We start from the raw sequence: 13,080 nt of genomic DNA on the forward strand, positions 1-13,080 counted from the left end.
GCAAAAGATAATGGTCGAAATAGAATTGAGCAATATTAATTAAAAGAAAAATAAATTTTCTGTCACACTTAGAGCTTCACATCCGTTCTATTAGATAACAACGCTAAACATCTAATACGAGGAGAATGTTGTTCATGCAAACTAAACTAAAAAAGACATTAACTTATACTGCTATTTCTGTAGCAATGCTTACGTCCTCACACGCTGCTTTTGCTCACTGTGACACAATGGAAGGACCAGTGATCAAAACAGCTCAGGTTGCACTTGACAAAGGCGATGTGACACCACTATTAAAGTGGGTTGAGCCGACAGAAGAACAAAACATAACACAAGCATTCGAAAAAACATTAAAAGTCAGAGACAAATCATCACAGTCAAAAGAACTTGCGGATATGTACTTCTATGAAACACTTGTTCGCATTCATCGAGCTGGAGAAGATGCTCCATACACAGGTTTGAAACCTGGTGTCGATATTGACCCAGCGGTTGCTCTTGCAGACAAAGCATTGGATTCTGGCTCTGTAGATAAGCTCGTAAAAATATTAACTAAAGCGATGGAAAGTGGTATTCGAGAGCGCTTTTCTCATGCTTCTAACAACCAGAAACAGGCAGATAATAGCGTAGAAGAGGGACGTGAATATATTGCAAGTTATGTTGAGTTTACTCACTATGTTGAAGGTTTGCATGGTCTAATTAAAGGTGGTGCAGCTCACCACGATGAACACTAACCCCCTAAATGCCTAACTATAACTTAAGGCCGGCAACAGTATATTTTGTTGCTGGCATATATTATTAATGCTGGAATAAAACCCAATTATTAATTTGCTGGAGAGACTAGAAACGTGACAGACGAGAAGCTAATGCTGGCTTATGCTTAAGGTGACTTATCAGCATTTCAGACTCTATATCAAAGGCATAAAGGCCGTATATTTGGTTTTATCCTTAATAAATTAAAAAATGAGAAAGAGGCCGAAGAAGTATTTCAAACTGTGTTCATTAAGCTACACACATCTAAGGAAAAGTATCACGAAGAGTTTCCTTTTCTATCCTGGGTATTTACTATTGCAAGAAATGCTGTAATAGATCATGCAAGAAAACATGAAACGTATAAAAAACACGTTGATTCTTACACTGAACATTTGAAGTTTAGCAATAGTGATATTGATACTCCTAACTACAACGAATTAGCTGTTGACCAGCTCTCTTGTTTGACCAGCAACCAGCGGAATGTGTTGTCGCTTCGCTTCAATGAGGGCTTAACATTTAGAGAAATTGCAGAGCAAACGCAGACCTCTACGGCAAATTCTCGACAGATTGTAAGCAGAGCAATCAAAAAATTACGATCTCTTATGAGAGATAAAGGATAACTGTATGAATATGAACGATGACGAGAGAAATACGCTCAGAGATTTCGTAGCTTTTCTAAAGACAAAACCTATATCTCCGAACCCGCGACTCGATGATGCTATTCTGCAAATAGTAGAAAAAGACTTGTGCCCTTCAGTCTGGCAAATCTACGCAAAAATGCTTGTTGTCTGTATGAGCGCTGGTCTAATGTCACTTACACTTTGTCCTCAATTTGGAATAGGGCAAGAGACTTTTCTTTTTCATAGTCTTCATGCTATTGGCTCAGGTATTGTATTTCATCTTTTTTGTGGTCTATTTTTCGTAACTATTGGAGCATCAGTTAGTGCTGTTGTTTTGAAAAAAAATGAAATTCGATCGCTCAGTAAGTTGAAGTCTGCATTTTTTCTTGGATATAGCGTTGTTTGCTTCATGTTGTTTACTATTTTTGGAAAAGACGTTTTTGTCATTAGTTCCCTATTCTGGATAATAGGAGCATTCCTTGGAAATATAATAGGATTTGAATCAGTTGCGAAATGGAGACTTGCATGAGAGTAGTTAGCTAGCTGAGATATTATATTTTTGCATTTTTGATGTTCAAGTGGTTAGCGTAAAAAATTTAAGTATTGCATAATTGCAATTTTCAACAATCGCTGAACCGCTTTATGATTATGTTCGAAGACCGATTAGCTGAATACTTGTAACCAATGGCAGTTACACAGAATTATTTACAGGTCTTTTTTCTTAGGGTATTTCTTATTTAGGCTGTCAATTATATTGACTACAGCGAAATTTTAAATAAAATTTGCTGTAGTCATTTTTTATTTAAAGTGTTGCACACTGGTAGTCTCTTATGATTTGATTTATTTTAGTGAGAGCGTATCAGTCAATGCCCTTTTCAGCTTTATTCTCTTTCTGTAATAGCTTCCAAGAGTAATAAGGAGCGTTGCAAGCACAATCATTGCAAACAACATGCACCTCTTTTTCTTCACTTCCCCACACAGGTTTTATTATCGTAATTGAAAGGTTCAGACTTCCGCAAAGGGGACATTCTTCATTAAACATTTGGACCTGCCTATTATCATACACGAACACTTTTTTGTTATAATTTAACACTCCCAATTTAACTCCCCGATAACTCCAGTAATCTCTACCAATGTAAATCTATGCAAAGATGAAAATCGGCTTGTCGAAAATGGTTTGACAGACCTAACCAGAATTTGATGAAGCCTATCATTTCTGTTATTAAACGACTTTTATTTGCCTTCCTGTTGTGCAACATTCCATTCTGAACTATTCCTGTTGTCGCTGTGCTTTATCCAACCTCTGTCATCAAAGATTACATAAATAGCAGGAATAACAAAGAGAATTAGTATTGTCGAAGTGAGTAAGCCAAAAACAACTGAAATAGCCAATGGTTTTATTGCCGCTGATTGGGTGCTTGTTTCAGCCAGCAATGGTAATAAGCCAACAATCGTTGTTGTCGATGAGATCAAAATAGCTCTCAATCGGTCTCTGCTTGCATGACCAGCAGCGGAAGCTGCGGAAAGCCCTTTAGCACGGTGCTCATTGATAAACTGAATCAACAAAATTGCGTTGTTAACGACAATCCCTGCCAAAGATGCTGCTCCTATGAGCGATGGTGACGAGATATACCAGCCCATAAATACATGGCCCCATATCGCACCAATAAAAGCTAGTGGGATAGATAGCATCACGATGATAGATTCTGAATAACTACCAAACTGGAATGAAAGAATGACAAATATCCCAATAAGGCCAATGAGAAGTCCTTGTCCTATTGAGCCTCCGGTTTCCGCTGAGTTCGCTACCTGTCCCTCGAAAGAAACTTCAATCTCCGGATACTCCATTTGGAAATCATTGAGCCATTTAAGCTTGATATCATTGACAATATTTTGAGCGCTGGATGCTTTAGCGTCCACCTCGGCTTGAACAGTCACCGTTCTCTTGCCGTTCACTCGGGTTATCGTCGCCCATTCTCTCTGGGCTTTTATGTTAACGAGTTCCTCCAGAGGAACGTAACGTCCATCCGGTAACAATATTGTCTGGTTCACCAGGTCATCCAGACTAATACGTTCCTTATCGATTTGCCTGACCAAAATATCAATATCCTGAAGTCCAACTCGCTGCGTATCGGCAATATCACCAAGGAACGCTGCACGTAACTGAGAAGCAATTTCATCACTCGTTAACCCCATACTAAGAGCCCCATCAGCGATCTCAAAAATTCGTTGTGGTTTACCCGGCCTTAGGTCATCAAGAATGTTATAAACAGCAACATAACCTTCCAGGTAGTTTGAGAGGTTTTCAGCCGCCAACTTTAATGTGGTCAGGTTCTCACCCTGAAGGCGAATTTCTAAAGGGATTCCCGAAGGACCAAATCCTGGCTCCTGAATATTCAGGCTAACCAAGCCCGGTATATCACCAATCTTTTCCTTCCATATATTAGTTAGCTCATCTAGCGTGATACTTCGTTCTTCTGCGGAAAGTAAATCTACGATAATCGTTGCGACATGGGCTCCGGTTTCTCGGGCACTAGGATTATAGTTAAATCGCACTTGGGTTAGCTTTACCAACTCTTTTGCATTCTCTGAGCTTAGTTGGTCATTTATTTTCCAGATCGTATTTTCAACCTTTCTGGCAGCAGCTTCGGTTTTGAGTAATGGCGTACCTTGAGGCATTAGAATTCTGGCTTCCAATGTATCACCATCCATATCAGGCATGGCTTCCTTACTAACATGACCGCCAGCAATAAAACCTACCGAACCAAGCAAAATAACAATAACAATAGCCAGAGCGGCATAACGAAACTCAATAGTTCTATCGGTTAGTTTACCAACACGTTCCTTAAAAGATTCAAATTTTGCATCCACATGTTGGCGAAACTTGGAATCCTTCTTGTCTGCTTCCTGTAAGCTGCCCTTAAGGTGATGGGGCAGTATTAAAAAAGCTTCTATCAGACTAGCTGAAAGTGCAGCAAGTAAGACAACGGGTAGTACTTCTAATACCGCCCCTAGTTCACCGGCAAGAAATGATAAAGGTAGAAAAACAGAGATGGTAGTAAGAAAAGAGGACATGACACCAGGAAAAACCTGAGTTGCCCCCTTAGCAACGATCTCTGCGGGAGTGAGCTTTTCATCCCTGCCGGAGACAATATTATCAGTGATGACTATCGCGTCATCCATCACGATACCTATTGACATCAGTAGCGCAACTAAGGTGATCATATTCAGGGTCAATCCCGTCATGCTCATGACAAAAAATGCTCCCATAAATGCACTGGGCAGACCCAGTACCGCCCATATGGCAAGACGTGGTTTGAAGAATAGACTCATGACAAGAACAACCAAAATCAGACCCATGATGCCGTTCTCAATTAACATCCTTAATCGATCTCGAACAATACTCGTCATATCCTGAGTAATAGACAATTGAATGCCATCCAGTCTCTTATGCTCATTTTCTACCATGTCAGAGAGTTCAGCCATTACATCAAGTGCATCGTCACGTAAAGATTTACTCACTTCCAAAACAACGGCTCTTTGACCATTAACCAGTACTTTGGTTTCGGGTTTTTCTCCTGTCTCTGTGAGTTTCGCAATCTCACCCAGAGTCACTTCTCCTCCCCTATCAGGGGAAGACACAACGACTAAATTCTTTAGTTCCCTTAAGGATTTTCGTTGTTCAGTAAATCGTAGCTGAATATCACTGTTCTGTGTTTCCAGCGTTCCCAGCGGCATGTCGATACTCTGGCGAGCCAGCAATCGGGAGAGTGATTTCACCGTCAAGTTGTATTGAGCCAATACTCCCCGGGGTATCTCAATCTGCCACTGGCGTTGTGATATACCGTGAATAGATACACTGGCAACACCAGGAAGTGACATCAGGCGATCTTCTAAGCGTAGGGCATAATTCTCTAACTGAATAACTGGAAGGTCGCCACTAACAGCGACAGCGGCTACCAGGTCACTTCTGTGCAGCTCTCTTATAATTGGTTCTTCAGATTGAGCTGGCATGTCAGAAATAGCCCGTACTTCAGTGTCAATATCACTGAGAAAGCGGATAGGGTCACCATCGGGCAGCATTTTGGCAACGGTTTTGGCAATATTGTCTTGAGCAGTACAGGTAGACTCATCAAGAAAATCGACACCTTTTAAAACATCCTGAACTTTCCTGCATATTGCATCTTCTACGTCAGCCGCACTTGCTCCTCTATAAACCACCTCAATGCTAACCTCTACTGGTCGATAATCAGGAAAGGTTTCTCTTTTTAACTTCGGAGCAGAAAAGAGACCGATAGCAATCATCAATATCAATAATAAATTTGATGCCGTTGGATGATTGGCAAACCATTTAATCATAGTGATTCCCCAAGAGATGTTTTCTTAACCCAGCCTTCAAGTTCTGAATTTCTTCTTTGAGCCACACTCATACCGTTCACAGCCATCAATAGATCGTCGGTTATAATGATTTCACCTGGTTTTAATCCTGAAGAGATAACCGCTAAATCCCTTTGAACAAAACTCACCTCAACTTTTCTTCTTTGTAACTTATTGTCAGCGTCAACAAGGTATACACTGCCTTGATGAACGGAGGAAACAGGTATGGCCAAAAGAGGATCAGGGCTTAATATTGAAAGAGTCACTTCGACATACATATCAGGCTGTAAAGCAGGTCGAACTGGAAGGTTAGCTCCACGATACGGTTCACTCACAGAAACGACAACTCGACCCGCACGAGTCTTCTGATCAAGTCCGCTAGCCACGCGCTGCACGGATGCCGGCCATTTGGTATTTTGTGAGCCCACCAGAAATACCTCACTCTTAATAGAGCTGAAATTAAATCGTCTGGATATATCCAAATCTTCTGTAGTTTGTTCCTTATCAATAAAGGAAGCTCCCATAAGACGCCGAAGTACGGATAAAGGGATTTGTGCTTCTACCTCTGCTTTACTGATATTGTCGGCTGAAAAAAGTAACTGCCCTATACCTACATATTGATGTTGCTCAACATTAACTATTTTTATTCTTAAGTCATATGGAGCCAGAAAGACGGTGTCTTTTAGGTTTAGCTGTGCTTGATCGAGTTTTGATAGGGCACGAAGTCGTTTTGATTTCAGATTTTCGAATCGTGAGGGAAATAAGGCCATTTGATTTTCAAGAGACCGTACTTCCTGGCGCTGAGCTAACGTCGTTCTAAGAGTTTCGTCTTTCTTAGATATAGAGATCACCTCTTTTTTTGCTAGCTTCTCAAACCTAGAAAGCTCTTTCTCTGAAAGGCGAAGCCTCTCTTTTGCTAATGATAATAATGCCTCCGTATTACTGTACTCAGTATTCAATTGTGTCAGCTCCGCCGATAGGGAAGCGATATCTGCCTTGATCTCAGAAATAACAAGTTGATATCGACTAGGGTCCAGTTTCAATAGTTCCGTTCCCTTTTTTAAGATCACCCCACTCTCCAATTCGGGATTAATAGATACAACACGACCCGCTACGTTGGCTATCGCTTTCCAGGTTTCCGCTGACTGGGATATGCCAAATCCCTTAGCTTGTAGAAGAAAGTTAGCAGGGGTGACTTTTATCGCAGAAGCAAAGACAGGAGGGCTTAGCAAAGGGTCGTGTTCCGGACCTTTTTGGGTCATTTTTGCTATGATAAAAAGACCTGCTCCAATTATTACTCCTAGTAATATAATCAATGATTTACTGTTGGCTTTGTTCCAAAATCTCATTTGATTGCTCCCGGTGATTTTCAAGTTGCGGCCTGTTTATTTCATATGAATATGAACGCGCTTTATGCTTCATTATGACTATTGAGCTCAATACCCCGACGGTAGATCTCGAACATACTTTTGGCTGATTTAGCCGATAAAGCGTCTTCAGTTTGAATGAATGACTTCACCACCGTTCCCTGGATTGTTCCCAAAAACATCGAAGCAGCAGAGTTGATATTTACGTTTGGTTCTATTACTCCCAACTTAATGCCTCTTAATATTTGTTGTTTTACCCGCTCTTGATAAGTTTCCATTAACGACCCGATAGTTTTTTGAGCTGGAGAGGTTTGCAATTTATGAAGCTGGCTAAAAATCAACCTCGGGATGCCAGGATACTGTGAGATAAATTTTATATGAGCTAAATACATTGATTCCAAATTAGTCAATGGCTGAGCTGCTCCGGTTAGTTTTTGATCTAATAGGGCAAGGACTTGTTGCGATACCCATAGAGTAACTTCTTCCCATATAGCATCTTTTGATGGGAAATGACGAAAAAGAGCCCCCTGAGTAACCCCCATTCTTTTAGCGATGATTGCAGTTGTAATAGAAGCAGGTTCTATCTCCTGACACAGTTCAATAACTGTTTTTACCGTTCGTTTTTTTCTTTCGATAGAGGTTAAGTTGTTAGATCTTGGCATGAGTACGCCCTAAAAGATAGTAATTGATTACTATCTTATTTCTTTGCATTAACAATGTCTACCTTAAATGTCTGCATAGCTTATGTTTGGGTAGTGAGTATCTTGAGATCAGAGTAATAAAGAAAAAGTACTTCGAATCATATAGATAGTTCGTATTTTTAGGAGATAGGAAAACGTAGATATCAAAACATTCCCAGCTCCAGGATTAGCTGATAAATCAAAGACGGTAGATAATCTAGAGTTGCAGAGCCAAAGAAAAGCCCACCTAAGCCAATACCGTACTTTATGACAAAAATAACAAACTTCATTCACGTTACTCCTTACCAGTAGTTTTCCGAGCTAAACTGACCTGTCTTTTTGCGAAGATGCTTTTGAAGTCCCATTAACTTTAAACTGTTGCTGGTATCTTTAACCATTTCAGGATTTCCACATAAGTAAATAAAGCTTTCTTTCTTATTGAGTTGCAGGCAGGCGGTATTTTCGAGTTCTCCGCTCTTGAGTAATTGCGGAATTCTTCCAGATAAAGCTCCGGATGTTTGCTCTCTAGAAACAATTGGCACATATTTAAATTTCCCCGGATATTGTTGTAGCAGTTGGTTAATTTCTTTCTGATAAACTAAGTCACTAGCATGTCTGACTGCGTGAACTAGAACCAGATGGTTAAATCGATATCCGATTTTGCGGTCATTTAACATCGCAAGAAACGGACCTATGGCGGTTCCACTCGATACCAACCATAGGTCCCTGGCATCCAATGGAATTTCATCTAGTGTCATAAAACCCGCACCTTCCAGACCAATTAACACGTCATCTCCCGTCCTGAGTGAATGAAGTAAGGGAGATAGACTTCCTTCTGGATCGGTTACTATTAAGAATTCGAGATCGCCTGTTTTCTCATGTTCGTCGGGATGATTAATTATTGAGTATGCTCTTCGAATTAACTCACCTTTGTCATCAAACATCCCTAGCTTGGTAAATTGCCCTGCTTTATATTTAGTGCCCGGAGAATGCACTGTCAGTGAAAACAGTGATTCATTCCAGTCTTGCCTATTGGTGACTCGGGCTGAAGTAAGCGTTGCTATTTCGTTGTTCATTGCTTTTCTCCCTTCATACTAATCAATATATGTTGTACTGATCACATAGCAGCATTAATGCCAAGTTTTATTTTACTTAAATATCAATAAATTAATGTTCTGATGACTTATTTGTTATCACTTTGATAATTCACAATGCTTATCATTGTGATAAAGTTGTTGTCATATGAGTAATCTGTGTGAGGAAGAGTTATGGTTATGGAACAAGTAGGAAAAGAATGGATACAAGTAGCACTGGATATTACCTCTGGTATTTCAGATCAGGACAGATTTGATCGGTTACTTTCTACTATCCGGCAGACACTTAAGTGCGACGCCTCTGCTTTGTTGCTTTTTCGTGATCAACAGTTTGTTCCTCTTGCAATAAATGGATTGAGTGAAGATGTCCTTGGGCGCCGTTTTGATATTGAACAGCACCCCCGCCTTGAAGCAATTGCACGGGCGGGGGATGTAGTTCGCTTCCCTTCAGACAGTGATTTGCCTGATCCTTATGATGGCCTTATCCCAAACCATGATGAAGAGCTTAAAGTTCATTCCTGTATAGGGCTGCCTCTTATGCTGGAAGATCGCCTGATTGGAGCGGTGACCATTGATGCCTTTGATCCCACTCAGTTTGATAGTTTTAAAAATGACGATCTCCGTATTGTTAGTGCTCTGGCAGCCAGCAGTCTGAATACTGCGCTATTGATGGAACAGTTAGAGAGAACCGCGGGAGTCGAGGTGAACACACCAAGACGTTCCCGAAATTTAAGCCAGCAAGGAGAAATTATTGGTCAATCTCGTTCAATGCTGGAGCTAAAATCTCAGATTGATGCGGTCGCAGATACCGACCTCTCTGTACTGGTTATGGGTGAAACAGGCGTAGGTAAAGAATTGGTGGCGCATGCGCTTCATAGCCATTCTGGGCGCTCGGACAACCCACTTGTCTATCTGAATTGCGCAGCACTACCGGAGTCTGTCGCGGAAAGTGAGTTGTTTGGGCATATTAAAGGGGCCTTTACCGGTGCAATAAGTAACCGCAAAGGCAAATTTGAATTAGCGGATCAAGGAACACTGTTTTTGGATGAAATTGGTGAGCTGTCGCTTCCGTTACAGGCCAAACTGCTTCGAGCCCTTCAATATGGTGACATACAGCGGGTGGGTGAGGATAAAAATATCAAGGTAAACGTCCGAATCATTGCTGCTACGAATAGGGTGATGCATGAGGAAGTTAAAGAAGGTAACTTCAGATCAGATCTATATCATCGTTTGAGTGTTTTTCCGCTATTTGTGCCACCGTTACGCGAGCGCGAAAAAGATATAGTACTCTTGGCCGGTTTTTTTGCAGAACGATGCGCGCATAAGTTAGGTGTCACGAATATTAATCTCGATGCGACGACTTTGAATGTAATTCAGAACTACACTTGGCCCGGGAATGTTCGTGAGCTGGAACATGCGATAAACAGAGCTTCAGTAATCGCTAAATCTGAAAATCAGTCAGAGCAGATTACCCTGTTACCGCACCATTTCAATTTCTCGGGCGAAGTGGTAGCGGCTCAATCCACAGGCTATGTAACAGAAGATTCTAGTCAAACTATTATGAGTGAATACCGCCATTTGGGATTGAAAGAAGCCGTCGATAATTTTCAGACACAATTGGTGCAAAGTGCCTACCTAGAAAATGACAAAAATCTAAGCGCAACGGCAAAGCAACTCAAAGTTAATTCACCAAACCTACACAGGTTGATGAAGCGTTTAAACTTAAAATAGCAGTTAGACATAGAATTACAGAGTTATCATTAAGACAGTTAATTATCGCATTGACAATGACTTGTTATTGTCAATATGATAGCTAGTGGTTTTTAATCAATAAGTATCAATAAGTTATGTTCTGGCATGATAGTTGTTATAGACAGTGGGAAGTCTCTAACAACAGCAAAGGACTAGAACATGACAAAACAAAAGTTTTCCCTGATTGCTTTGATAATATGTGCGTTGTATCGTTCGCTATTCTGTTAAGCCTGGGAAGTGAAATTTATCGACAAGCCCCTCCAATACCGAACGCCGTTCTTTCGGAGAGCGGTGAAACTATCTATACCGAAGATGACATTCAAGACGGACAACTTGTCTGGAGAACCATGGGTGGCCATCAGCTTGGCTCAATTTGGGGGCACGGCTCTTATGTTGCACCTGACTGGACGGCCGACTGGGTACATCGTGAATCAGAAATCTGGTTGGATCTCGCTGCGAAAACACATTTCTCACAACCTCTTTCGCAGCTAAGTGAGGCAGACAAAGCCAAGCTGGAAAGTTTGCTTCGCGATGATATCCGACCAAATAGGTTTCAACCCGAGGATGGACAGCTCATCATCTCGGATTTGCGTGCGGAAGCGGTTAAACAGCTACAGGATTATTATGTAAACCTGTTCGGCAACAATCCTGACTTCCAGCCGACTCGCGAAGCCTATGCAATGAAGGAAAATACCATTGCTTCAGAAGAGAACCGCGAGAAACTGACTGCGTTTTTCTTTTGGGGAGCGTGGGCAGCAGTAACTGAGCGTCCGGGAGAAAACTATACTTACACAAATAACTGGCCATTTGACCCAGTCGTCGGCAACACTCCGACCTCTGATAATATCGTCTGGTCAATTTTAAGTGTTGTTGTTCTTATCGCTGGTGTAGGTGCTCTTGCCTGGTATCACGCAAGTCTGAAAGAGCATGATTTACCTGAGATGCCAAAAGAAGATCCTCTATTTGGATTTAAACCAACACCCTCTCAAAAAGCGTTAACCAAGTATTTTATTACAGCAGTTGGGCTGTTTCTGCTTCAGGTTCTTCTTGGCGGTATTACTGCTCACTATGCAGTTGAAGGTCAGGAGTTTTATGGCATCCCTCTGGCAGAAATCTTGCCTTACTCGGTTACCCGTACCTGGCATACTCAATTGGCCGTGTTCTGGATAGCAACAGCCTGGCTTGGAACCGGATTATATATTGCTCCGGCTCTTTCTGGCTACGAACCTAAATTCCAGCGTTTGGGGGTAAATGTGCTCTGGGTCGCACTGGTTATCGTTGTACTCGGTTCTATGGCGGGTGAATGGGCTGCGGTTCAACAGTACTTTGACATTGATCTTAGTTACTGGGTTGGACACCAGGGCCAGGAATACATTGACCTTGGACGTATCTGGCAGATCTTACTCCTCGTCGGCTTGCTTATTTGGTTGGCTCTGGTTACCGCAGCGATTAAGCCGGCACTAACGAAAGATGGTGAAATGAAGCCGGTTATCTGGGTTCTGTATGCATCATGCGTCGCTATCGGCCTGTTCTACGGTGCTGGCTTGTTCCAGGGTAAGCATACTAACCTGGCAATCGCTGAGTACTGGCGTTGGTGGGTCGTTCACCTGTGGGTAGAAGGCTTCTTTGAAACCTTCGCAACATCCGTAATTGCACTTATGTTTGTGCGTCTTGGCCTGGTTAGAGCGCAGTCAGCGAATAGTGCAGTTCTGTTCGCGACCGTTGTATTCCTGACAGGTGGTTTGCTTGGCACTTTACATCATCTGTACTTCACAGGGACACCAACTTCGGTCATAGCATGGGGCTCTATCTTCTCTGCTCTTGAGGTTGTTCCACTGGCGCTCATCGGTTTTGAGGCAGTAGGAACTTATAGGATGCAGAAGGCAACACAATGGATGGTTCGCTACAAGTGGGCAATCATGTTCTTTGTTGCGACTGCACTGTGGAACCTTGTGGGCGCAGGTGTTCTTGGCTTCCTGATTAACCCGCCAGTTGCTCTGTACTTTATTCAGGGGCTGAATACCACAGCTACTCACGCACATGGCGCTTTTATGGGCGTATATGGAATGCTGGGTATAGGCCTAATGTTGACCTGTCTTCGAGGTCTTACCGGAGACACAAATGCCTGGGACGATAAACTGCTTAAATGGACATTCTGGTCACTGAATGTAGGTTTGGCAGGAATGATATTTATGTCTCTTCTGCCGGTTGGCATTATCCAGTTCTTTGCCGTTATTGACCACGGTTATTGGTATGCCCGCTCGCCGGAAGTCATTCACAGTGAACTAGTAGAAATGTTTGTCTGGTTACGTGTTCCGGGAGATGTTCTCTTTGGTATGGGTGGACTGTTACTTGCAGCCTTTTTTGCCAAGCTCTTCTTCAGTGCAAGGGGTAAAGCAACAGACAAAGAAGTCACTGCTTAGTACTACTAACAACAAAGTCC

Annotated in this window: 8 protein-coding genes and 1 pseudogene; 5 read left to right on the top strand and 4 right to left on the bottom strand. The window is 42.0% G+C overall.

The window, feature by feature from the left end; genetic code table 11:
• Window positions 1-134 precede the first annotated feature (134 nt).
• The 3 genes and pseudogenes from EAE30_RS00375 (at window position 135) to EAE30_RS00385 (ending at window position 1,896) form a co-directional block, all read left to right on the top strand.
• Window positions 135-728 carry a DUF6448 family protein gene (locus EAE30_RS00375; protein ID WP_123014158.1) on the top strand — a complete coding sequence of 198 codons (594 nt, stop codon included), beginning with the start codon at window positions 135-137 and terminating at the stop codon, window positions 726-728.
• 174 nt (window positions 729-902) lie between these two features.
• Window positions 903-1,367: pseudogene (locus EAE30_RS00380) on the top strand (RNA polymerase sigma factor); the annotation flags it as partial.
• A 4-nt stretch (window positions 1,368-1,371) separates the two neighbouring features.
• Window positions 1,372-1,896, top strand: a complete 525-nt coding sequence (locus EAE30_RS00385) for a hypothetical protein (RefSeq protein WP_123014160.1) — start codon at window positions 1,372-1,374, stop codon at window positions 1,894-1,896.
• Between the two features lie 704 nt (window positions 1,897-2,600).
• Here EAE30_RS00385 and EAE30_RS00395 read toward each other — a convergent pair.
• From EAE30_RS00395 to EAE30_RS00410, 4 genes are all read right to left on the bottom strand, one after another.
• Window positions 2,601-5,726, bottom strand: coding sequence for an efflux RND transporter permease subunit (locus tag EAE30_RS00395; RefSeq protein WP_123014162.1), 3,126 nt, complete (start codon window positions 5,724-5,726; stop codon window positions 2,601-2,603).
• The gene (locus tag EAE30_RS00400; RefSeq protein WP_123014163.1) at window positions 5,723-7,093 is read right to left on the bottom strand and encodes an efflux RND transporter periplasmic adaptor subunit; all 1,371 of its coding nucleotides are present in this window, start codon (window positions 7,091-7,093) and stop codon (window positions 5,723-5,725) included. The genes EAE30_RS00395 and EAE30_RS00400 overlap by 4 nt, the downstream gene beginning before the upstream one ends.
• Window positions 7,094-7,155: 62 nt before the next feature.
• Entirely contained in the window at window positions 7,156-7,773 is a 618-nt protein-coding gene (locus tag EAE30_RS00405; protein ID WP_123014164.1) for a TetR/AcrR family transcriptional regulator, read from the bottom strand.
• A 320-nt stretch (window positions 7,774-8,093) separates the two neighbouring features.
• Entirely contained in the window at window positions 8,094-8,867 is a 774-nt protein-coding gene (locus EAE30_RS00410) for a ferredoxin--NADP reductase (RefSeq protein WP_123014165.1), read from the bottom strand.
• A 198-nt stretch (window positions 8,868-9,065) separates the two neighbouring features.
• On the opposite strand from EAE30_RS00410, the gene norR reads away from it, so the two are divergent.
• Window positions 9,066-10,616 carry a nitric oxide reductase transcriptional regulator NorR gene (gene norR, locus EAE30_RS00415; protein ID WP_123014955.1) on the top strand — a complete coding sequence of 517 codons (1,551 nt, stop codon included), beginning with the start codon at window positions 9,066-9,068 and terminating at the stop codon, window positions 10,614-10,616.
• 116 nt (window positions 10,617-10,732) lie between these two features.
• Window positions 10,733-13,060, top strand: coding sequence for a nitric-oxide reductase large subunit (locus EAE30_RS00420; RefSeq protein ID WP_199287024.1), 2,328 nt, complete (start codon window positions 10,733-10,735; stop codon window positions 13,058-13,060).
• Window positions 13,061-13,080: the final 20 nt, after the last annotated feature.

The organism is Vibrio zhugei, from assembly GCF_003716875.1.
Lineage (GTDB): Bacteria > Pseudomonadota > Gammaproteobacteria > Enterobacterales > Vibrionaceae > Vibrio > Vibrio zhugei.